Annotated in this window: 15 protein-coding genes; 7 read left to right on the plus strand and 8 right to left on the minus strand. The window is 42.8% G+C overall.

All coding sequences use genetic code 11. From position 1 onward, the window contains the following. Positions 1-123: 123 nt before the first annotated feature. Positions 124-1,347, plus strand: coding sequence for an outer membrane beta-barrel protein (locus tag GJV22_RS10680; protein ID WP_163712806.1), 1,224 nt, complete (start codon positions 124-126; stop codon positions 1,345-1,347). A 105-nt stretch (positions 1,348-1,452) separates the two neighbouring features. Here the strand turns inward: GJV22_RS10680 and GJV22_RS10685 are convergent, their stop codons facing one another. Beyond that, complete coding sequence (locus GJV22_RS10685; protein ID WP_163712809.1) at positions 1,453-2,157, minus strand: phosphoadenylyl-sulfate reductase; 705 nt, start codon at positions 2,155-2,157, stop codon at positions 1,453-1,455. A 431-nt stretch (positions 2,158-2,588) separates the two neighbouring features. Here GJV22_RS10685 and GJV22_RS10690 point away from each other — a divergent pair, with 431 nt between their 5' ends. After that, on the plus strand, positions 2,589-3,788 hold the full coding sequence (locus tag GJV22_RS10690) for a saccharopine dehydrogenase family protein (RefSeq protein WP_163712812.1): 1,200 nt from the start codon (positions 2,589-2,591) through the stop codon (positions 3,786-3,788). A gap of 140 nt (positions 3,789-3,928) precedes the next feature. Here GJV22_RS10690 and GJV22_RS10695 read toward each other — a convergent pair whose 3' ends face one another. From GJV22_RS10695 to GJV22_RS10725, 7 genes are all read right to left on the minus strand, one after another. Further along, positions 3,929-5,497 carry a SusD/RagB family nutrient-binding outer membrane lipoprotein gene (locus GJV22_RS10695; protein ID WP_163712815.1) on the minus strand — a complete coding sequence of 523 codons (1,569 nt, stop codon included), beginning with the start codon at positions 5,495-5,497 and terminating at the stop codon, positions 3,929-3,931. A 12-nt stretch (positions 5,498-5,509) separates the two neighbouring features. After that, positions 5,510-8,569 (minus strand): SusC/RagA family TonB-linked outer membrane protein, encoded by a 3,060-nt coding sequence (locus GJV22_RS10700; protein WP_163712818.1) that lies wholly within the window; start codon positions 8,567-8,569, stop codon positions 5,510-5,512. Positions 8,570-8,723: 154 nt separating this feature from the next. Next, positions 8,724-9,884 (minus strand): FecR family protein, encoded by a 1,161-nt coding sequence (locus GJV22_RS10705; protein ID WP_163712821.1) that lies wholly within the window; start codon positions 9,882-9,884, stop codon positions 8,724-8,726. Positions 9,885-10,089: 205 nt separating this feature from the next. Beyond that, positions 10,090-13,365 carry a SusC/RagA family TonB-linked outer membrane protein gene (locus tag GJV22_RS10710; RefSeq protein ID WP_163712824.1) on the minus strand — a complete coding sequence of 1,092 codons (3,276 nt, stop codon included), beginning with the start codon at positions 13,363-13,365 and terminating at the stop codon, positions 10,090-10,092. Positions 13,366-13,625: 260 nt separating this feature from the next. Then, positions 13,626-14,798, minus strand: a complete 1,173-nt coding sequence (locus GJV22_RS10715; protein WP_163712827.1) for a FecR family protein — start codon at positions 14,796-14,798, stop codon at positions 13,626-13,628. Positions 14,799-14,970: 172 nt separating this feature from the next. Continuing rightward, positions 14,971-15,576 carry an RNA polymerase sigma factor gene (locus GJV22_RS10720; RefSeq protein WP_163712829.1) on the minus strand — a complete coding sequence of 202 codons (606 nt, stop codon included), beginning with the start codon at positions 15,574-15,576 and terminating at the stop codon, positions 14,971-14,973. Positions 15,577-15,946: 370 nt separating this feature from the next. Next, positions 15,947-17,410 (minus strand): aminoacyl-histidine dipeptidase, encoded by a 1,464-nt coding sequence (locus GJV22_RS10725; RefSeq protein WP_163712833.1) that lies wholly within the window; start codon positions 17,408-17,410, stop codon positions 15,947-15,949. Positions 17,411-17,692: 282 nt separating this feature from the next. Between GJV22_RS10725 and GJV22_RS10730 the strand changes: the two genes are divergently transcribed. The 5 genes from GJV22_RS10730 to GJV22_RS10750 all read left to right on the plus strand — a co-directional run bounded on the left by GJV22_RS10730 (position 17,693) and on the right by GJV22_RS10750 (position 24,613). After that, positions 17,693-19,309, plus strand: coding sequence for an ABC-F family ATP-binding cassette domain-containing protein (locus GJV22_RS10730; protein WP_163712837.1), 1,617 nt, complete (start codon positions 17,693-17,695; stop codon positions 19,307-19,309). 214 nt (positions 19,310-19,523) lie between these two features. After that, positions 19,524-20,318, plus strand: coding sequence for a 3'(2'),5'-bisphosphate nucleotidase CysQ (cysQ, locus tag GJV22_RS10735; protein ID WP_163712840.1), 795 nt, complete (start codon positions 19,524-19,526; stop codon positions 20,316-20,318). A gap of 10 nt (positions 20,319-20,328) precedes the next feature. Then, a complete protein-coding gene (gene cysC / locus GJV22_RS10740) occupies positions 20,329-20,937 on the plus strand; it encodes an adenylyl-sulfate kinase (RefSeq protein ID WP_163712843.1) in 609 nt (202 codons plus the stop codon). A 13-nt stretch (positions 20,938-20,950) separates the two neighbouring features. Further along, on the plus strand, positions 20,951-21,811 hold the full coding sequence (locus tag GJV22_RS10745) for a sulfotransferase (RefSeq protein ID WP_163712847.1): 861 nt from the start codon (positions 20,951-20,953) through the stop codon (positions 21,809-21,811). A 375-nt stretch (positions 21,812-22,186) separates the two neighbouring features. Beyond that, positions 22,187-24,613, plus strand: a complete 2,427-nt coding sequence (locus GJV22_RS10750; RefSeq protein ID WP_163712849.1) for an SLBB domain-containing protein — start codon at positions 22,187-22,189, stop codon at positions 24,611-24,613. The last annotated feature ends 80 nt before the right edge of the window (positions 24,614-24,693 follow it).

Here is a 24,693-nt window from a genome sequence, read left to right on the forward strand (position 1 = left end):
TGGAACTCGAAACGAACAAAAATCAGAACTTCCAAGGGGTATTTTTCATAAAATCCGCGTTAACACCAATGATAATAATATAAATTAGCGCCGAATTTTTAGACAATAACCACCCCAATCTCTATGAAGAACAAGATTATTCTATTGGTAAGCACCATGCTGCTTGCCGTAACCGCTTTTTCTCAAATCGAATTCGAACCCGGCTATCTGATTGACAACAACAATCAACGAATCGAGTGTCTTATTAAAAACAAGGGCTGGAGGTACAATCCGAAAGAGATCCAATATAAGATTTCAGAAAACGACCTTTCTCAAACGGCCACCATTGATGAGATTGCTGAATTTGCTTTCGATAAAGATGCTAAATTTGTTCGGGCGGAAGTTGAAATTGATCGTTCGAGCAATATTCTTAGTAGCCTGTCAAAAGATCGCGAACCGGACTTTTCAAAAGAAACTTTATTTCTGAAAGTACAGGTTGAAGGCAACATCTCGCTTTACGCTTATGAAGACCACACCGTACGCCGCTTCTTTATCAAAGATGCAAACGGCCAAATAGAGCAGTTGATTTACAAACGCTACATGCCCAAAGACAACCAGCTTATGGTTAACAAACGTTATCAACAGCAATTATTGCTTACATTAATGAGCCAGGGTTTAACAGCCTCCCAACTCGAACGAGTAGACTACAACCAATCTGATCTTGTGCGTCTCTTTACCCGCCTTCAGCAAAGTCAAACAGGGCGCGCAACTAACTTCGTTGCGAAGGAAAAACGGGATTCATTTAATTTCCGCATCAAAATAGCTGCAAACAATTCTTCGCTAACCGTGAAAAATGACCTCGATGATGAAACCAATGTCGATTTTGGTTCTAAAATAAATGCATCATTGGGATTTGAAGCAGAGTATGTAATGCCTTTCAAAAAAGGGAAATGGTCTATTTTTTCAGAGCCTGCCTTTTCGCATTTCGATTCCCAAAAGACGATTACGATAACCTCTCCCTCAGAAAGTATCCTTAATGCGGATATTTCCTTCAAATCTATCGATATTCCAATCGGGCTTCGCTATTACTTTCTACTAGACCCCCAGTCCAAAATCTTCGTTAACATTGCTTACGTTGTGGCTTCTATTAATATGGATTCAAAAATGACTTATAGAAGCCAAGATAATGAGCTTGTGACCCGTCGCAATAACAGCCCCGCGCACAACCTTGTTAGTGGTGCGGGATACAGCTACAAACATGTGAGTGTAGAGATAAACTACAGCTCAAGAAATATATCGAACAATTATATTTACTGGCAATCCGACTTAAAAACAATCGGTCTCAAATTAGCTTATCAACTCTTCTAATCCAGAGTCTTAGCCAATCTAAAAAAAAATCGCAGCTACCCAAGAAATTATTTAAGTAGCTGCGATTTCAACTTTAAACTGGAAGAAACTTCCAACTCGAAACTCTTAGTGCTGGTGCAAACCGCACTCTTTTTTCGAGTTGCTCTCCCACCACCAACGTCCTGCGCGGAAATCTTCACCCGGTTGGATCGCACGCGTACAGGGTGCACAACCGATGCTCACAAATCCACGATCGTGTAATACGTTGTAGGGAACGTGGTTGTCGAGCACATATTTTTTACAATCTTCCAATTCCCAATGTAAAAGCGGGTTGTATTTCGTGAGCTTGAAACCACCATCCCAGTTAAAGAATTCCAGCCCTTCGCGGTTTTGTGATTGAGAAGCCCGTAAGCCGGTAATCCAACATTCCATGCCTTTCAATGCTCTTCCAAGCGGTTCAACTTTACGAATATGGCAACACATCTTCCGGTTGTCAACTGACACGTAAAAGCTGTTTGGCCCGTTTTCAGCGACAAATTGCTCCAGTGGCTCGTGCTGTGGATAAAATGGAATGATTTGCTTGTTATATTTCTCAATAGTTCGCGCGTACACTTTATACGTTTCTTCGAACAAACGCCCGGTGTCCAGCGTAACCACTTTAATATCGATGTTGTTTTTGAAAATAAGGTCCGTGATCACTTGATCCTCAATCCCAAAACTGGTCGTGAAAACTACCTTTCCGGCAAAGCGTTCAGCCAATGCCTTCAATGTATCTAGTGTTTCACTTTCTTTAAATTCCGTATTGAGTTGTTTTGCTAATTCCTCGCTCATGATGCTATCTTTTTGAATAAAATGCGGCTCAAAATTACGTATTTTCATTCGAAAATATTTCTTTTTCGCCATTCAACACTCAGTATTAAAACCGACAGACAAAGTAAAAAGTTTTTGGAATGATTGGGATACGTGTTTATACACATTTACAGAGCAGAAAAAGGAAAAATCAACTTGCTCTGAATGAAGCAATAGCGGCCATTGCGAATTCAGATCACAGCGTTCTACCCCACCTGTTTCTTTACCTCCTTTAGCCGAGTGTATTTTTTCTTAAATAATTTGGGTAGCTATTTTGCAGACATCAAAAATTTATTTCCTTTGGCGCTTGTAAAGGTCGATGTTGTAATGTAATTTGCAAGGACGTGTTAAACTCGGCTTTTAGAGAAAACAAAGTTTACACACTTTTTAAAACCTTTTATTTAAACTATTAAATGGGAAAAGTATTAATCATCGGTGCAGGTGGCGTAGGTACAGTAGTTGCTTATAAAATGGCTGCACTTCCGGAAGTTTTTTCCGAAATTATGTTGGCAAGTCGTACCAAATCAAAATGTGACGAGATTGCAAACAAAATTGGTGGTAACCGTATTCAAACTGCTCAGGTTGATGCAGAGAACGTGCCTCAACTGGTCGAGCTGATCCGCACCTTTAAACCGGATTTAGTGGTAAACGTTGCCCTTCCCTACCAGGATCTGCCGATTATGGACGCCTGTTTGGAAACGGAAACCAGTTACCTGGATACAGCAAATTACGAACCCAAGGATGAGGCCAAGTATGAATATAAATGGCAGTGGGCTTATCAAAATCGCTTCAAAGAAGCTGGCATTACAGCTATTTTGGGTTGCGGATTCGACCCGGGGGTAACAAGTGTGTATACAGCTTATGCGGCCAAACATCATTTCGACGAAATCAACTACCTCGATATTGTTGATTGTAACGCCGGCGATCATGGTAAAGCATTCGCGACCAACTTCAACCCGGAAATCAACATCCGCGAGGTCACTCAAAAAGGAAAATACTGGAAAGACGGTAAATGGATTGAAACCGAGCCGCACGAAATTCATAAACCGGTTAACTATCCGGAAATTGGCCCGAAAGAATCGTACCTGATTTACCACGAGGAACTGGAGTCGCTGGTGAAAAACTTCCCAACGATTAAACAAGCCCGTTTCTGGATGACTTTCGGCCAGGAATACCTGACTCACCTCCGTGTGATTCAAAATATTGGCATGGCCGGTATTGAGCCAATCATGTACGAAGGCAAAGAAATTGTGCCAATCCAGTTTCTGAAAGCTGTACTGCCAAACCCAGGCGACTTGGGAGAAAACTACACTGGCTGGACCTCTATTGGTTGTCGGATTAAAGGGTTGAAAGACGGCAAGGAAAAGACGTACTATGTGTACAACAACTGCAGCCACGAAGTTGCCTACAAGGAAACAGGGACACAGGGTGTAAGTTACACAACCGGAGTTCCGGCCATGATTGGTGCGATGATGTACCTGAAAGGCTTGTGGAAAAAACCGGGTGTATTCAATGTCGAAGAGTTCAATCCGGATCCGTTTATGGCCGAACTGAACGTCCACGGGTTACCCTGGAATGAAGTTGAAAATACCGATTTGGAAATGGATTATTAATCCATCCGACATACAACACGAAAGCCCGGCATAATGCCGGGCTTTTTGTTTTTTATAATGGACGTGGGTGTTGCCTATAACCGTTGCGGAGAACAAAAAAAGGCTCCCGAACGGGAGCCTTTTAAAAATCAGTTATATTACTAGAAGTTGGAACCACTACCAGTGTCCCACCATAAACGCGTACTAATTAAATCGCCACCTTTCATTGTTGCTACGGCAGCAGCAACGCCAGAAGCATTACTTGTACGTTCTGCATCAACAAACGGCATCCTTTTAATCCATTCGTCAGCTGGAATTACACCCCAGTCTGAACTACTGTCGTTCTTGTAAACATGTGCCAACTTCGGATATCCGGTTCTACGGAAGTCAGCCCAAGGTTCGTTCGGGTTTGTGAACCCAGCAATCCATTTTTGTGTAATAATCTTTTCCAGTTTCTCTTCATTCGTTGCCGCTTCATCCCATGCCACTGTCACGGTTGAACGAGATACGAAGTCATTAACAGCTCCTTCATAGGCAGCATCATTATAATCGATCGGAGTACTTGTTGCATCGGCCAAATAGCTATCAACACCGCTGGCTCCCCATTCGGAGAATGAAGCACGCACCCCGGCTTCATAGTTTGATCCTGCATCGCCAGCACCGGTCCAACCGCGCAAGGCAGCTTCAGCCAGGTCGAAGTTAACTTCAGCAGCCGACATATATGGTCTTGACTCGATCGTTTCGAAACTTTCAGCAATTTTAGAACAGGTTGTGTGATCACTTTTAGCAACCAACGACGCACCATTGCGAATACCCTTGTATGGATATTCAGGGTGATCAACGAACAACGCTTCGTCGGTTGCCGGTTGGAAATATGAAGCGATACGCGGGTCTTTTAAACCAACCAGAAATGATTCCATACCTGCTGACATTCTTGTATCGTCCCATTGGAAGCAAATGATTGACAGGTAAAGGTCAGAACCGTACAACGAAATATAGAAGTTATCATCATTCGAAGTAATCAAACCAGCTGCATCTGCAATCGCTTTTTCACCTTCGGCTTTTGCCAATTCCGGGGCAACATTGGAGATACGAATTGCTAAACGCAAACGCATCGAGTTTACCAACTTCATCCATTGTTTAACATCGCCACCGTAGCTTGCATCGAAGTTCTTCATCCCCGCGTAATCTTCGTTTGCAGCAAAAACAGTCTGAATTTCATCCAAATTGGCAAAGAATGCATTGTACAAATCTGCTTCACTGTCATAGCTGGCTTCTGCCTGTCCGTAAGTTGAATAAATCACAGGACCATGATAAGTAGTCAAGCGGGATACACCCAAAATTTCTATCAGTTTCGCCCATTCTACGAACACATCGTAACCACCTTCTTCAGCTTTTTTAATTACTTGACTGGCAGGAGACATGAGGTTGTTATAAATCCTGTTCCAGTAAGTGTTCCAACGAATGTAGTAAGTTGTATTATTCACACCGCTTACAAAGGGAGTTGGAGTAGCCATATAGTCGCAGAACGATTCTGCAACCAGGTTTTCTTCAATCTGGTGACCAAAAATATTGCTCAACAAAGTCGGATAGTACGAACCGATGTGGTTGAAATCCTGAGTCGATGACTCATAGGTAATCTCGTAAGGATTAACGTTTGCCTCCTCAAAGCCATCCGTACAAGCGTTGGCGAAGAGTGCGACTACAATTATGAATAGTATTTTTTTCATGATGCTTCAGTATTAGAATGTGATTTTAAGATTGAAACCATAAGTTCTCGTAGCCGGAACATTAAAGTTATCCAATGATTGAGAGTTTAAATCAGTACTCATACTCAACTCCGGATCAAACGGAGCTTTTTTATACAAGAAGAACAGGTTTTGACCTACAACGGAGAATGAAGCAGCTTGCAACGGTAAACCTAATTTTTGCACATCAAAATCGTACGAAAGGGCCAATTGCGTCAAACGAATATTTGTCCGGTCATACACATAAGCTTCGCCGATACCATTACGGCCACCAATTGTTGTATAATACAATTCTGGATCGATCTGTGTTACAGCAGTTGTTCCCTGTACACCATCAATCACAACATATCCCTGATCACGGGCATCTGCCGTACGTTGGCTCACGCCGTAACCATCCAGAATTGACTCAGTCTGGCTGAATGCTTTACCGCCAATTTTGGCGTTTACCAGAAAGTTCAACGAGAATTGTTTGTAGTCAAAGCTGTTGTTCCAACCTAAGCTAAAGTCTGGTTCAAGGTTACCCATATATTCAATTGTTGCTGTTTTAGTTGGCGCCCCTGACGTCTCATCCAAAATAATCTGCCCAGCATCGTTTCTTTTGAATTTATAACCGTACATATCACCAATTGAACCACCAGCGTATACGCGCGAATAGTAACCTTCGGAAGTACCTAAGTCGATATATTTTGTATCATCTCCCGGATACAACTCGACAATGTCGTTGGTGTTTTTTGAAAAGTTCACCGATGTATTCCATTTAAAGTTGGTCGTCTCTACCGGAGTTGCAGTTACCGTTAATTCAACCCCCTTATTTACGATTTCACCGGCATTGAAGTATGCTTGCGTATAACCGTTGGCTTGCTGACTAGCACTTGCTGTTTCCAACAGCGCTTGGTTTGTACTTTTAATGTTATAGTAAGTGAAGTCAAATCCTATTTTACCATTAAATAAACGCCAGTCGGTACCAAATTCCCAAGTTACCAGTTTTTCAGGTTTTGCATCGGTAAATGGAGCAATAGTGTTTTTAGTGATGGCCGGAGTTACCGGATCAATGTTATCATTAACTTCGATCAAACCAAAAGGCACCTCATTGTTAACAGTAGAGTTTGAAGCCCGTACTTTGGCAAATGTAACGAAATCAGGCATATCTACCATTTCAGTTAAAATACCGGACAAACCAACAGATGGATAGAAATAAGATTCGTTACCAGTTAAGGCCAATGTTGAAGACCAGTCATTACGTCCTGATAAATCCAGAAACACTGCATCTTTATAACCGAATTGCAGGTTTCCAAAAATACCTTCTTTGATCACCTTACCTCCATAAATTGATTGGACAGGAACATTGTACGGTAAGTTCTGGAAATAAAATTCGTTTGGATAAACCAACGCTTTAGTACCATTATCAACGCTAAGTCCATCACCGTAAACAGCTTCCTGGTAGCTGGCACCAGCTACAGCATTCAAACTGATATCACCAAAATCATCTTGATAAGTAAAGATTCCATCGGTGTAAACTTGTTTGTCGTAGTACTTTTTGTAGCTCCAACGACCGTTTTTAGAGACATTTGTTAGGTTACCACCGGCATAAAATTTCTGCTCGTATGATTTGTTTGCATAATCGTAGCTTCCGCGAGCCTGGAACTTCAACTTATCGGTAATTTGATAGTCAATTGTCAAACTCGCAATAACGCGTTTGGTCAAGTCCAACTTAGGTTGTTTGTTAAGCAACCAGTAAGGGTTCGATTGCAAGTGGTCAGAAACAAACCAGTTTTGCAGGTCCATGTTGCGCGTATCATCGAAATATTGATAGTTTTCCTTGAAATAAGAAAAAGGTTGTGCACCTAAATCTGAAGCTGCAAGTGAAGTTGCACCACTACGTGGGAAAAGATACAAACCAGTTAACGGGTTCAGGTAGTAACCTGCAGTGTTACGGTTTTTGGTACGTTCCGACGTTAACATGATATTTGATGTCAGAGTCAACTTATCGTCCAGCAATTTAGTCGATTGCTTAAATGTCAGGTTATGCTTTTGATAGCTGTTATTTGGGACTACACCACCTGCGCCTGTATTTCCATACGAAAAATAAGTCGACATTTTTTCGTTACCACTTGTAACAGAAAGCGTGTTCACCAAGTTGTATCCGGTTTCAAAGAAATCATCCACATAGTTGTCAGCATAGTTTCCTTTTGTATTAGACCAGCTTTCGGCTGCACCGCCTTCACTACCGTAAGAGTACTGCAGGTCCGGTGTAGAAATGACATTTTCAAACATGGCGCTGGTATTGAAAGTAACACTTGTTTTACCCTCCTTACCCTTTTTAGTGGTAATAATGATTACACCGTTTGCTCCCTGGCTACCATACAAAATAGCAGCAGTTGCACCTTTCAGTACACTAATGCTTTCAATATCATCGGGGTTAATCTGAGAAAGACCGTCACCGCCATCGGTACCTCCCCACATGCCTGATTGATCGCCTTTATTGTTGATCATCGGGATACCATCAATCACATACAACGGATCACTTACCGAGTTAACTGATTTGCTACCACGCAACACTGTACGCGTAGAACCACCAGCTCCGGAAGTACTCTTACGAATTTCCAAGCCAGCTGTTTTTCCACTCAAGCCGCTCATAAAGTTGATGTCTCTTGCTTTCATCATATCTTCTCCGCTTACTTCCTGAGAAGAGTAAGTCAGCGTTTTCTTGTCACGCTTGATACCCAATGCAGTAACAACAACTTCGTCAACAGCAATGTTGTTGCTTTTCAACACAACATCAATTGACGTTCTTCCGTCAACCGTTACTTCCTGGCTTTCATAGCCCATAAATGAAAACACTAAAACAGCACCATCCGGGTTTTCCAGTTTGAATGTGTAGTTCCCGTCAAAATCGGTAGCTGCACCATGGACAGTACCCTTTTCCAATACAGCCACACCGGGCAGGGGTTCATTGTCTCCCTCTGAGACAACACGTCCGGTAACGGTTTGTGCCATTGCTGACACAGTCCCCATCAGGACGAGTACAAAAAATAATAAGAATAACTTCTTCATAGTTTGTTCGTTTTAATTTGATGAATACATTTTGGATCCATAGAGAGATAATATATAATTGTTCTTGCTTTTATTATGTCGTACTGACACATAGGTGTTACCGCACACACTTTCCGGATATTTATAATTTTTCACGTTCGTCATTGATTTCTCCTTAAATTCTGGTGATTACTATTTGGTCGTCTTGTTGTTGAGCCTGAGCATTGACTATTTCAGCCACAATCGTTAAAATTTCGAAAGCTGAATTACGAAGATCAAGACTCCCTGAGAAGGTTTCATGAACTAATTCGGGATCGTCAAGCTTGATGTTGACGTTATAATAGCGGGATACTTTTTTAAGAATGTCAGGCAATGGCTGTTGACGGAAAACCAGGTAACCATTGCGCCATGAAGTATATAATTCGGTCTCAACCTCTTGTTGTTTCATCCTCTTTGCGGAAACATCATAGCTGGCCATTGTACCGGGCTGCATGAGCTCCTTTGATTTTCCAATTAACGAATGGCCCTCATAACTTAACTCAACAGAACCTTCGACTAAAACAGTACTCGTTAGAGAATCATCGCGGTAAGCGCTCACATTAAAAACAGTACCCAGAACCGTCACATCTACTTCATTTGTCAGAACATGGAAAGGATGGCGCCGATCATGCGTAACTTCGAACATGGCCTCCCCTTCGAGATAAACTTCCCGATCCTGATTTTCGAAACGTGCGGGAAAAACTAATTTTGAACCGGAATTCAGCCAAACCGAGGTTTGATCGCTGAGGGTAATCTTAGTTCTCTTTCCGTAAGGTACAACAACCGTGTTAACCACCATTTCTTTGTGATCGACAGCCTGATTGACCGTTTCGGAAGCGTCAATCTCGATGAGATTACCATTCTCCGAATAGTCAATCACCGATTCCTCCGAATTGATATCAACCGTTTGCTCACCGGAAAGGTATAAGCGGGTTGATCCGTTTGTCGGCAATTCATAATCCTGCGCATACAATTTGATTCCGGACTCGCGATCAGACAGATACAAATAAGAAACACTGATAAAAAGCAAAAACATCGCAGCGGCACTAAAGCGACGGATAAACATTTTTCTTTTATACGATTGGATTGATTGTTGAATTTGATCGCCCAATAGTTGTTTTTGTTTGGGCATCAAAAAATTCCGGCTGTTCAGCAAAGCACGATAAATCCGAACAGCAAGACTGTAATTCGTATCTTCTCCCCTTACGCTTCCCGCCACATCTTCCCGAACCTCCGTCAACCGGAGATCATCTGTAAGGATATCTTCAACTTTATTTTTAATCTTTTCGTTCTTCATTACCGAGCTTGTTCTGTTGCTGCAGAATTAAAATTTCTGCGCATTTACAAACCATAAGCACGATAAGGCAAAAACATAGACAGGAAAAATTAACTTTTTTTATTTCTTTTTTAATCCAAGTCTAAAACAAGGATTCTTAAGTCTGACTATCAGCAACTTAAAAATATAAAATTTTTAACTCTTTTTATATTCTTTTTCGGCAAAATCAGAATTGAAACTTAAGACGCAGACCGACAGAACGCGTAGATGGAACACTAAAACTATCAATTGCCTGATCTTCGATGAGGGTATTCAGTGTAATTTCAGGATCGAAAGGAGCATCGCGGTAAAGAAAAAAGAGGTTTTGCCCAAAGAGGGTGAATTGCATCTTGTTGATGAATTTATTTTCAAACTTGAAGTCGTAAGACAGCATGAACTGAGCGAGCCTGATATTTGTGCGATCGTAAGTGTAAGCTTCTTTAATACCGTCCCTTCCTCCAACATAGGTGTAGTAAAGTTGAGGATCAACCTGATCAACAGGTGTTCCATCAGATAGAACTCCGTTAATTTTCACATAACCTAAATCACGGGCTTCTCCTGTTGCCTTACTTACACCGTAACCATCCAGCATCGCTTCTGTCTGGCTGATTACCTTTCCGCCGAATTTACCATTCAGCAAAACCTCACAGGTGAAATTCTTATACGTGAAGTGATTGTTCCAGCCCAAACTCCAACCAGGACTTGAATGACCGACATATTCTTGATTCTCCGTTTTGGGAATCGTTCCCGATTCATTCACCAGAATACGTCCCTGATCGTCTCTCAGAAACTTGTGCACATAGATATCTCCAAACGAACCGCCTTTCTGAATGATTAACTGGTAACCTTCATTATCAGACAGAACAATCGGATCTTTCAAATCAGGGTGCAGACTGACAATTTTGTTTTTATTGTCCGAGTAGTTCCAAGTTGAAACCCACTCAAAAGTTGAGTTCCGGACCGGCTTGACATATAAACTCAACTCCTTGCCCGAATTCATCAGTTTTCCGGCATTAATATAATAACTCGTATAATCAACTCCCGAAGGTGCGGGCAACTCAATAAACTGGTCGCGACTAATCACCCGATAATAAGTCAAATCGAAACCAACACGATTATCGAATAATTTCCAGTCAGTTCCGATTTCAAAACTTCGAATCGATTCTGGTTTTAAATCATCAAGGGGTTTTACGGTGTTAAATTCAATACCTACTTTCGTAATTTTGTTTTGTGGATTAATCCGATTAAACGGAACTTCATTGGAAACCATAGCGTATGAACCACGAATCTTCCCAAATTCTATAAATGAAGGCATCTCTGCCAATTCACTCACCAAAGCTGTTATTCCGGCGGAGGGGTAAAAATAGGAATCATTGCCTGTGCCGTAAAGACTGGATGCCCAGTCATTTCGCCCGGATAAATCGAGAAATACTTTTTCATCATAGCCAATTTGCACATTCCCAAACACCGCTTCTTTGATCAAACGACTGGCAAGTACCGAATTAACCATAACATTACTTTCAATATTTTGAAAATAAAACTCGTTAGGATAAATCAGACCGTCCGTACCGGTATCTACGCTCTCGCCCAATCCATAGGTGCTCTTTTGATAGCTGGTACCTAAAACTGCATTAAAACGCCATTTCCCAATTTGATCATTGAAAAAGAGAATGGCGTCGCCGTAGATTAATTCATCGGTAACATTCTCATAGACCCAACGTCCGTTTTTATCAACGTTTGTTATATTCGAACCGGCCTTATGCTGCTCTTCATATACTTTTCTTGCAAAATCGTAACTGCCGCGCATTTGTAACCGAAGATTATCGCGCAAATCATAATCAATAAACAAACTACCAATTAAGCGCTTAATTTCATCCGTCCGCTTTTCGTTGTTCACAATCCAATTCGGGTTCGACTGAAAATGGTCCTGAACATACCAATTTTGGAGGTACATATTTCGCTCATCATTGAAAACCTGGTAGTTTTCAGCATAGGCCGCAAAATTTTTTTCACGGGGAAACAAATACAATCCGGTTAGTGGATTCAGATAATAACCGGCCACATACTTATTGCTGACCTTCTCATTCGTCAACAGGATATTTGAACCGATTTTTACTTTGTCATTAAAAATGGTCGACGTTTGCTTAAACGCCAGGTTGAGCTTTTCGTATTTATTGCCAGGAATAACGCCTTCCGAAGCCGTATTGGAAACTGAAAAGTAGCTCACTGTTTTTTCACCGCCGCCACTCAATGCCAACGAATTCACCCAATTGGTACCATGCTGAAAGAAATCCTTGATATAATTATTGGCATAATTTCCTTTGGTGTACGACCAGCTTTCTTTGGCATTTCCAATACTTCCGTAATCATATTGCATTTCCGGAATATTCTGAATGGATTCAACCGTGAAGTATGAATTCAAATCAATTTTCAATTTCCCAGGTTTTCCTCTTTTTGTGTTGATCAGAATGACCCCGTTTGCCCCTTCACTTCCGTAAAGCGCCGCGGCATTCGCTCCTTTCAAAACGGTAATACTCTCAATGTCGTCCGTATTAACTTGGGAAAGTCCATCTCCCTGATCTGCCCCATCGAATAAACCAAGCTGATTTCCTTTGTTATTAGTCATCGGAATACCATCGATGACAAACAAAGGTTCACTGGCAGCACTGAGCGATTTATTGCCTCTTAACAGCACCTTCGAAGAACCACCCGCGCCGGCAGCGCTGTGATTGATCTCCATGCCGGCGACCTTACCTGAAAGTGTCCCGACAAAACTGTATTCACGCCCGTTTATCTCGTTAAAATCAATTGTTTGAGTCGCATAAGTCAATGACTTCTCTTCCCGGCGAATCCCTAAAGCAGAAACAACCACTTCTTCGACTCCAAAATCGTCAGGGATCAACACGACATCGATTCTTGCTTTGCCGTCTATATTGACCTGACTCGACTTCATCCCTACAAATGAAAATGTCAGGAAATCTTCCTGAACAGGAACTTTCAACGAATAATCACCATACACATCCGTGGTGACTCCGTAACTTTTTCCTTGTACAAATACAGAAACACCCAGTAACGAATTGCCGTTTTCATCCGTAACTTTTCCTTCTATTGTTTTCCATTCGTCGGAAAGCACACCATTCTGCTTACCCGAAGAATCGCCTGACTGGTCTTTCAGAATGATAATTTGCCGGTCAAACTTCTTGTAACTCAATCCGGTATTTTTCAAAGCTTGTTGCAAAACCTGGTCAACCGTAGAATCATCAGCCAAAACGGTTACTTTGCGATTCAAATCAACCTGACTGTCATTGTAAAAAACAATGAATTCGCTTTGTTGCTGAATAAGCTCAAAAACCTGCTTCAGGCTTACCTTCTTGAGTTGAGCGGTAAACCTGTTATCCTGGGCTTTCACCAATGAAAAAGCACCAATAAGAAACAGTAGTATAAAAAATACTTTCTTATTCATATTCCTCGTTACAAAACAACCAACATCTCCTGCCGGGATGTCAATCAGCAGGGTAATTAAGTGTTCCTATTCATATGTATAAAGAGACATTTCCGGAATAATGTTTCGCGTCTGTCATCCCTGGCTTCCCTTTCCAGGCATAATCATCTGCGATTTTCCGGCTCGGTGTGAAGTATTTCGTTTAAACCACCACGTTCCTATTCAACGCAATTCTGTTCACCGATCAGATCACTTCCTTCTCAACCCAATTAACACGAAATTCATGATCGTTCTTGCTCTTTTATTCTTATTACAGTCCCATCATCCACCACTTCTGTTCCGGTTATTTCTGATATAATTTCCATCACCTCAATGGCTGAACTTCCCAAATCAAGGTAACCGGAGAATGTTTCTGCTTCCAATTGTTGTTTCTCAAACTCAATTTGCACGTTGTAATACCGTGACAATCTTTTGGCAATATCGCCCAGCGTACTGTTTTCCAATACTAAATAGCCGTCTTTCCACGATGTGAAATTTTTCGGATCGACTTTGATTTGCACAACAGACTTTCTTTCCGAGTCGAATACAGCCAGCATTCCGGGAACCATTTTCTCGCTTGCAGGCATTCCCAACAACTTGTTTTTATACCGCAATTCAACCGATCCACGAACTAATACGGTGTTTACCGTTGAATCATCGTCATAGGCACTGATATTGAAACTGGTTCCCAATACTTTCACGTCCATTTCGGATGTTAAGACATAAAAAGGGCTTTTTTCGTCATGGCTAACGTCAAACATCGCCTCACCCTGCAAATAAACTTCCCGCTTATTCTGCTCAAATTTTGCCGGGTAGGCCAGCTTAGAACCCGAGTTTAGCCAAACAACGGTATTGTCGGGCAATTTCACGCGACTTCTTTTACCATAAGGAACAACAAGCGTATTGTAGGCTGTCGCTTCCTGAGACAAAACCTGCCCTTGCTCATCCGATTCATCAATGTTAATTTCGGTACCATTGGCCGAATAGTCAATTTTTGAATCGGTCGTTTCAATTTTAATTTCCTGGTTATTGGGCAAAAGCAGTCGTGTAAAACCTAAATTGTAAGACTGGTCATTCAAGGTGGCATATTGCTTTAATCCCGACCCGCGTTGAGCATTCAGAAACACCGTTAAGCCCAATGTAAAAACAAGAACTGCCGCGGAACTGAACCAAATCAACCGCCGACTGCGCTTTTCTCGATTGATACTTTGAAGAATTCGCTCTTCCAAAACCTTCTTATCGGAAAAGTTTAACGCTGCTTTTCTGGAACGAGTGGCACTCAATATATTTCGGGCCACTAAAAAGTCGTCATCGCCCCGGTTCAGCCTCTTGGAATCATCGTGCTCCAGCATTTCCCGCAACGAATCATCGGTTAATATATCTTCAGCCTTTTTATGTAAGTCCTTATTATTCATTTCTCTTTTAACAACAATAACCCGCCGGCATTGTCTTTCTTTTCTTCCCTTTTAATGTCCAACACCTAAACACCTGTAATAGAACTCGTTTACCAGGATGCGCTGAACAGTTTAAAACGATAGTATCTTTCGATGACGATAACGGCGGATCTATTTCATTAGCAATTCAATATTATAACATTTTAGGCGAATTCCTCATGAAAATAAATAAAAATAGCAGATCCTTGGTGTCCAATTGCTCGCGAATCGATTTGATTGACCGGTAAACAGATGTCCGCACCGATTCAACTGAAATGTCCATGACCACAGCAATTTCATGATAAGGCATATCCAACTGGAATTTAAGATTCAGAATTTCCTTTTGTTTTCCGGGAAGTTGATCGATTAACCGGTTAATCCGCTTCATTTGCATTTGCTCATCATCAGCATGTTCCTGTTCTGCAACCGAGTCTGAATGAAGCGATTCATTGGACATATTTTCAGAATAAACCAATTTTAAGCTTTTCTTCCCTGATGTTTGAATCTTCCGCTTGAGCGCTTTAAACAGGTAGTTCCGAATATTATCATTATCGGCCAGGTTTTTCCGGTATTTATACAAATCAAAAATCAGGTCGTGGATGCAATCCTTCACCAACTCATGATCTTTGGTGAAAATAGTGCCAAACGAAAAAAGAATATCCGCATACAGCTTGTAGAGTTCCTGAAAAGCCTCAGCATTTCCGGATTTAATTCTTTTCCAAAGAAAATAATCGCTATCGCCCCCTTTTTGCATAAACATCAGTTCCTATTCGTTCAGAAGAAATATGACAACCAACCCATTTCTATCTTCCTAAAAAACTGCCTTTGAATGAAACCGTAAACGGGGTGCAGCTTCAGTCTTTCCCAATCACTCAACTAACAGCCTTTTAACCAACGGTAACACTCAACAATCAAGCGATTGCATTCACAGTAATGTTTCCATTGTGAAATTAGAAGATATAAATCAACTTCCAAACAAACATATAAATTTGTGTCCGCAAACAATTATTACATTGTCACAAAAACACGCATTTAATATTAATTTGTCAATCGAACACAGTGGAAACCCTCAATTTAACAATCGAAGCGGCAAAAAAGATCCGTTTCGAAAAGAAGTCGTGATTGAATAACTAGCTGTTCTCCGCAATATCTCTCAGCACATCAAGCAGGTGAAGCCAAAATTTCCCGGTGGCTTCAATATGAATACGTTCGTCCGGTGAATGCGCGTTCCGGATTGTTGGCCCAAATGAGACCATATCCAGTTCCGGATACTTCTCCAGAAAAAGCCCACACTCCAGGCCGGCATGAATACTTCGAATAACGGGATCTTGCCCAAATAAACGTTTATACGATTGGGCTGCGATTCCCACAACATAACTGTTGGGATTTGGTGTCCAGCCGGGATAACCGTCTGAATGCTTTACCTCGGCTCCAGCCAGTTCAAATACCGACCGCACCATCTGTGCTGCTGCATATTTCCGGCTTTCCAGTTCGCTTCGCTGGCTTGTTGTTACCAAAACCTTAGAATCACTAACAAACTTCACCGACGCCATATTGGTGGACGTCTCGACCATATCTTTCATGCGTGTACTCATTTCGAGCACACCATGCGGACAGGCAACCAACATATTTAGGAATATTTCCTGACTTGCCTGTGTTAATACCTTTGCGGGCAACGTGGTGCTGCTGTGATCAACCACCAAATTAGGTTCGGTCCGTTGGTACTCAAATTCAACATCGGCCGAATAAATATTCAGCTCGGCCACCAACTGCTCTTTTTGAACTGAGGGCACAATAACCGTCGCTTCAGCCTCCCGGGCAATGGCATTACGCAAATTTCCTCCATTAAAATCCGCGATACGGACACCAAAATCGCGAACTGCCTTCCAAAGAAAGCGTGCCAGAATTTTGTTGGCATTTCCCCGTCCCTTGTGAATATCGTCGCCCGAGTGGCCCCCCCAAAGTCCGCGCACCATAATTTTCAGTGCAAATGAGTTGCCCGGAGTTTTTTCCTTCACGACTTCCAGTTCACCGATCGTATCGACTCCGCCGGCACAGCCAATAAAGATTTCGCCATCATCTTCCGAGTCCAGGTTCAGCAATATTTTACCGGTTAGAAAACCGGGTTCCAACGCGAAAGCCCCGCTCAATCCGGTTTCTTCATCGACCGTAATCAAGCATTCCAACGGCCCATGCACGAGAGCGGGGTTAGCCAACACAGCCAACTGAGCAGCAATGCCAATTCCATTGTCTGCGCCCAATGTTGTGCCATCTGCTTTTACCCATCCATCATCAATTACGGGAACAATTGCATCCGTGTCAAAATTGAAATTTTTATCCGAGTTTTTCTCGCAAACCATATCCATATGGGCTTGCAATATAACAGTTGGCGCCGTTTCATGCCCCGGGCTAGCCGGCTTTAAAATAAGCACGTTCCCAATCGTATCGGTTTTACTATCCAAACCATGCTCATTCGCAAAATCGATTAAAAACTGACGAATGCGTTCCTCCTTTTTCGAAGGTCGTGGAACCTGGCAAATGGCCTCAAAATAGTTCCAAAGTGGCTGCGGATTTATGTTTTCCAATTTCTTCATAACAGGATATTCAATTAAAAGTCGGGCACAATAAAGTTCTTCCCGTTGGTAAGCATCAAAGTTAATGGTTAATTACAAAGTACAAATCTGAAAAATAGATTTTCGCAACGAGTAAAACTCAGCGTGTATCGAGCCACCTTTCGATCTTATTTTTCTTTGTTTTCGGGTCTCCTCGTTCCGCCCTATCAACCGACTTAAGGATTTATTAATAAGCATTCATGGTGAAACCCGTCAAAACTGTTACCTTTGCGCCCCTTAATTGATAATGAAAGTTTTACTGCTATGATAACCGTTTCAAATTTAGCCATCCAGTTCGGTAAGAAACCCTTATTTGCCGATGTTAACATGAAATTCACGGCGGGCAACTGCTACGGAGTAATCGGTGCCAACGGCGCTGGAAAATCAACCTTCCTTCGTTTGATATCGAATGAATTAGATCCAACCCGTGGTTCAGTCCTAATGGGACCTGGCGAGCGTTTATCGGTCTTAAAGCAGGATCACCATGCCTTCGATGAATTCCCGGTTTTAGATACCGTTCTAATGGGCCATAAAGAAATGTGGCGTGTGATGAAGGAAAAGGATGCCCTGTATGCCAAAGCTGATTTTTCGGAAGAAGATGGAATGCTGGCTGCCAAACTGGAAGATGAGTTTGCCGGAATGGACGGGTGGAATGCTGAAAGTGATGCCGCAATGTTATTAAGTGGCTTGGGCGTAAAAGAAGATTTTCATTATACCCTGATGGGTGACCTGGATGCCAAAGCTAAGGTCCGTGTGCTGTTGGCACAAGCGCTGTTCGGTAATCCGGACAACCTGTTACTGGATGAGCCAACCAACGACCTTGACCTTGAAACGGTACTTTGGTTGGAAAACTACCTGGCCAATTGCCAGAATACGGTAATTGTCGTTTCCCACGACCGTCACTTTTTGGACAACGTTTGTACCGACATCGTTGATATTGATTTCGGTAAAATCCGCGCCTTCTCCGGAAACTATACGTTCTGGTACGAATCCAGCCAATTGGCTTTACGCCAGCAAGCGAATGCTAACAAGAAAGCTGAAGAGAAACGAAAAGAATTGATGGAGTTCATCAGCCGTTTCAGCGCCAACGTTGCAAAATCGAAACAGACAACCAGCCGTAAAAAGATGCTGGACAAACTGAATATTGAAGAAATTGAACCTTCAACCCGTCGTTATCCCGGAATTATTTTTCAACCTGAACGACAAGCCGGAGACCGTATCCTCCGCGTGGAAGGTTTGACTTACGAAGTGGATGGGGAAGTTTTGTTTAAAGATGCCACATTCACTATCGAGAAAGATGAAAAGGTTGTGTTCCTGGGAAAAGACAACAGGGTCATGAGTGCCTTTTTCGATATCGTCATGGGCGAACTTCAGCCGACAGCCGGAGAATTTGAATGGGGAGTCACCATCAAGAACGCTTATCTACCGATGGACAACACCGAATTCTTCAAGAATAAGGAAACACTTTACGAATGGCTGGGTAAATATTCACACGACACCAGTGAATCCTTCCTAAGAGGCTACCTCGGAAAAATGCTATTCGGAACCGACGATCTCCAAAAGAATGTTCAGGTACTTTCAGGAGGTGAAAAAATGCGCTGTATGATTTCCCGAATGATGTTGGAGCATCCGAACGTGATTGTTCTCGACCACCCAACCAACCACTTGGATATGGAATCGATTCAGTCGTTCAACAACAACATGAAAGTATATCCGGGCCAGGTATTAATGGCTTCGCATGACCACGAATTCATTGAATCGGTCTGTAGCCGGGTGATTGACCTGACACCTGACGGCGTGATCGATAAGTACATGGATTTCGAAGATTACCTGACTGATGAAAAAATAAAAGAGAACAGAAAAGCGAAATACGCTTTATAAGCGTTTTTCAATTCTAAAATACTTGAAGGGTGTTGTCAGATGACAACATCCTTTTTTTATGCCCTGAAATTAACCGGGCTAAACATCTTTTTTCACGGCAAGAACAAATCCCGTTCCCTCCCAACAACAGCACAAAAAATTTTGATCGTTAAAGTAGGGTAAAAACTTTGCCAACTGGATTTGAATCAAGAAAACAATTAAACAGACTTGATTTATGCAAAGCTATTTATCCATTTGCCTGGAAGCCGCCATCAAAGCCGGGCACGAAATCCGTTCGATTTATAACAGCCGCCACCAAAGATTAGAGGTCGAGATAAAGCCCAACCTGAGCCCGTTAACCAATGCTGACAAAAAGAGCCACCGGGTCATTACACAAACCCTTGCAGAAACCGGCTTACCGGTCTTAAGCGAGGAAGGTGAAAGCATCGCCTATGAAATTCGAAAAGATTGGCAGAAATTCTGGCTGATCGATCCGCTGGACGGAACCAAAGAATTTCTGAAACGCAATGGTGAATTCACGGTAAATATTGCATTGATTGAAGACTGTCAAGCCAAACTAGGTGTCATTTATGTGCCCGTAACCGGGGAACTATACTGGGGCGGAGAAAACATTGGAGCCTGGAAAACCACCTGTATTGACCTTCCCACAGACTTTGACGACTTGCAAAAACAAGCAATTCGCTTGCCTTTTCAGCGTAAATCAAAACGCTTACGGGTTGTTGGTAGCCGTTCATTCAAAACCCAAGAAACCCAACAATACGTCCACCAACTCCGGTCTGCCAACCGAAAAGTGGAATATAGCAGCATGGGCAGTTCACTCAAGATATGCCTCATTGCCGAAGGAAAAGCGGACGTTTATCCCCGCCTGGCACCGTCAATGGAATGGGACACCGCAGCCGGTCACGCAATTGCCAACGCTGCCGGCAAGAATCTAACCTTAATGGACCAATTAACCCCGCTCGTCTACAACAAACAAGAATTGACGAATCCATTTTTCATCGTATCATAAACAAGCCAATATGTTTCAGGAAGACATAAAACACATTTACCCGGTATTTGAACGCCTGACAAGTCGGAAGCAGAAAGAAAATAAACTGCGACAACGCTCAAAAGTAATTTGGTTAACAGGTCTCTCCGGCTCAGGAAAAACAACGCTTTCAACCCTGCTTGAGCAGGAATTGGTCAAGCGCGGTTTTCTAACGCAAATTCTCGATGGTGACAACATCCGTTCCGGGATTAACAGCAACCTGGGTTTTCACGCTGAAGATCGAATCGAAAATATCCGGCGAATTGCTGAGATCTCCAAATTGATGCTGCAATGCGGCGTCATAACAATTTGTGCCTGCATCAGTCCAACGGAGCAAATGAGACAAATGGCCTATCAAATTATTGGTCGAGAAGATGTGTTCGAAATTTTTGTCGACACACCACTTTCTGTCTGCGAACAACGCGACACCAAGGGCTTATACACAAAAGCCAGGCTGGGATTGATTAAAAATTTCACCGGAATCCACACTCCCTTCGAAAAGCCAGCAGCACCTGACCAGACTCTTTATACTGCAAACGAAACTGAGCGTCAATCAGTCAATCGAATCTTAACTGAAATACTTCCGACAATAACGTTTTAAATTCACCAACAAGATGTTTGAACAAAGCTCGTGTTTCCCAAAGGAAGCGAACCGAATCAATAAACACCCTTTGATCGTTCTGGGTATGCACCGATCCGGCACTTCGATGCTGGCACAATGGCTCACAAAATGCGGCTTCGATATGGGCAAGGAAATGATTGGCCCTGGCAATGGCAATAGTGACGGGCATTTTGAGGACCGTCAATTTTATCAACTGCATAAAACAATTTTGAAGGCCAACAATCAAACGTACAAGGTAAGCAAACCAATATCACTCAACTATTCACAGGATGTTGCCAGCCAGGCAGCTGCTCTTTATGACGACCGGAAGGATTTAGACTGCTGGGGATGGAAAGACCCCCGAACCTGCCTGACCATGGATTTGTGGCATAAAATCATCCCTTCCTACAATTGCATCATCGTTTACCGGGACTATCATCAGGTGGTCGACTCGCTCTTTCGACGCAAGCATAAGGCCATCCAAAACTTCAAAAACCCAATTGAACAGGGTATTCAGAAAATAAAATATCAACTATTCGAACAGCAAGCGGCCAATCACTTTCTAAACGTTTGGATTGAATACAACAGGCGAATTCTTGAAAATAGAAGACGCTTAAACGCATCAAATTACATCGTGATCAAAGAATCAAGCCTGGTTGACATCGATTGTATGATCTTCAAATACCTGAACCGGCAATGGAACTACCGGAATACGACTTTCATCCCGATTGACAGTATCTACAAACCGCACCTGATGAAGCGGACAACGAAAGAGTACGCCTTTGCTCCCCGACTAATTGAAAAAGCTGAAGCCATTCGTTCAGAGTTGGCCAAATTGGAGCACAAAACCCATTTGAGAATGATCAGGCTATAACCATTAAACCAGCTCCAACAAGTCAAAACTCAATTTAAAGCATCCTAATGTGGGGTCCTCTAAATTGAGTTTTTTATTCCTTTCGGTACAAACCCCACCCTGGTTGCGACTGCTTCAAGCCCGACGTATGACCGATCTTCCGGTATGCCATATCTCAGTCAATTTATCATTGTCGACAATCCCTCAAAAAGTTCATCCTAAATCGAATTAATTCTTTAAATTTGCCGTGCTTTTAAACAAAATAATTACGAAAACAAGAGTCTTTAACTGTACAATGGATTTTTCGGAGAAACAAAACGCCTATTATTTAGCAGTCTTTTCCGGTTCTCTAAAAATTCAGGTATGGATTCAGGTTTAAAACGAAAAATGATAAACATGTTTAGATCCTTTGTGATTGCGTCGCTCCTACTGTTACTTTGCGGAGCCCAAATTACCCTTCAGGCACAAACCAATTTTTCAACCGTCAAGGTTGAAAAACTATCCGATGCACAAATCAAACAAATAGTCGATGAAATCAACGATCGGGGTTTAACACCCAACGAAGCGACTGAATTGGCTCGTGCCCGGGGAGCTTCACAACAACAGATTGATCAGTTAATGGCCCGCATCCAGCAGGTTCAGCTGTCCGGAACAACGGGAAACAGTTCAGTATCGTATCGTGAAGGAGCGACTCCGGCCCCACAGGAAGCAAACTATTCCGACAGTCAGGTCGGTGCTCAAAAAAGTGCTTCAAAATCAACAGCTAAAAATAAACGAATCTTTGGCTACCAGCTTTTCAACCAGGACAATTTGAGTTTCGAGCCTTCAGTCAATATCCCTGTTCCTTCTGACTATGTTGTGGGAATTGGCGACGAACTCTCCATCAATGTCTGGGGAGCAAGCCAACAAACTTACCTGTTACAGGTCGACGGAAACGGTTCCGTCAATATTCCGGATTTGGGCCCGATTAAAGTGGCCGGACAAAATTTCTCAAAAGTTCGTTCCAATCTCTTAAACCGACTTTCGGCGATTTACAACGGTATGACCGGAAGCAACCCGAATACCTTCGCCGAAGTAAGTATCAACAACCTGCGCTCCATTAAAGTCAATGTTGTTGGTGAAGCCATCAACCCGGGAACTTATACGCTTCCGGCAACGGCTTCAGTCTTTAATGCCCTGTACCTGTCTGGTGGTCCGAACGAAAACGGCTCGTTCCGTTCCATTCGGGTGATGCGCGACAATAAGCTGGCCGGGGAAATTGACGTTTACGATTACCTCTTAAACAACAACACAACCAACAATATCGCGCTGCGCGACCAGGATATCCTATTCATACCAACTTATCACAAACGCGTAGAAGCCATCGGGGCTTTCAAGCGGGATGCCATTTTCGAATTGAAAGAAGGCGAAAACATCAACCAACTCCTGAGCTATGCCGGAGGTTTTACCGATAAAGCGTCTCAAGCACGTCTCTTAATTACCCGCTTTACGGAAGATGGTTATAAACTGGAGGATGTGAAACAAGACCAGTTTGCTTCATTTCAGCTGCAAAACGGCGATGTGATCCGGGCCGAAGAAGTAATCAATCTATTCGAAAACCGGGTCAGTATTGATGGTGCGGTATATCGTCCCGGAACCTATGCCTTGGAAGAAAACATGCACCTTTCCGACTTATTTAAAAAGGCCGGCGGATTGGTTCCCAACTATTTTGCCAGCCGGGGATTAATTATTCGTTTGGATTCACAACTCTATCCCAATACCATTCCGTTTGATGTGAATGAAGTGCTGACAGGAACCAATGATCCAATCATCCAAAAAGAAGATCAGGTGATCATCCGCGATATTTACAGCATCGGCGAGCAAAAGACAATCCGGGTTTTAGGTGAAATTATGAAGCCCGGAGAAATCAACTTCTACCGCAACATGACCCTTAAAGACCTCATCTTTATGGCTGGTGGTATGCGGGAAGCAGCGAGTGAATCGTATATTGAAGTTGCCCGGCGCAACAGCTACGAAGAAGCGGCCGACGTCAACAGCAAAATGGTGAGCTTATACACCTTTGCAGTCAGCCGCGATCTCGACTTATCGAGCGAGGACGCCGCCTTCATCCTGCAGCCCTTCGACCAGGTTTATGTGCGCAAAGCACCTTCGTACCAGCCTCAAAAAACAGTGACCATATTGGGCGAGGTGAAGTACCCGGGGCAATACAGCATCAGCAGTAAAGACGAACGCATCTCCGACCTCATTAAACGCGCCGGAGGATTGACACCGTTCGCTTTCGAAGAAGGTGCCCGCATGCGACGCAAAGTGGATGCCCAGCTGAAAGAGCAAATTGAAATTGCCAACCAAATGCGAATGGAAGCGGATACAACTTTGGAAGCCATACAGCACCAACAGTTTAAATCGCTGGAATTACAGCTGGCACAAATCCTCAACAAACCCGGATCAGAGAATGATTATACCCTGAAAGAAGGTGATGAAATCTTCGTCCCCTTGAAATCCGAAGAGATCTGGGTGAACGGTGAAGTTATGAACCCAACCGGTTTATCCTACGAAAAAGGCAAAAAAGCGAGATACTACGTTGATGCCAGCGGTGGTTTCAGCAGCAAAGCCAAAAAAGGAAAAATTTACGTTGTTTATGCCAATGGCACATCGGCTGCAACCAAAGGCTTTATCTTCCGGAATTACCCCAAAGTAGAACCGGGTAGCCAGATCATTGTGCCTCAAAAACCAGAGAAACAAAAAACCGAAGTAACAACCTGGTTAGCGATTGCCAGCACCTTATCGTCCCTAGCCATCGCCATTGCAGCCGTACTACGATAAAACACGATAAGACGAGGACACGAAGGCACGGGGGTACGCCAGCACGAGGGTACGAATATTACGATGGCACGGGAATACGA

Source organism: Mangrovibacterium lignilyticum, from assembly GCF_010882175.1.
Taxonomy (GTDB): domain Bacteria; phylum Bacteroidota; class Bacteroidia; order Bacteroidales; family Prolixibacteraceae; genus Mangrovibacterium; species Mangrovibacterium lignilyticum.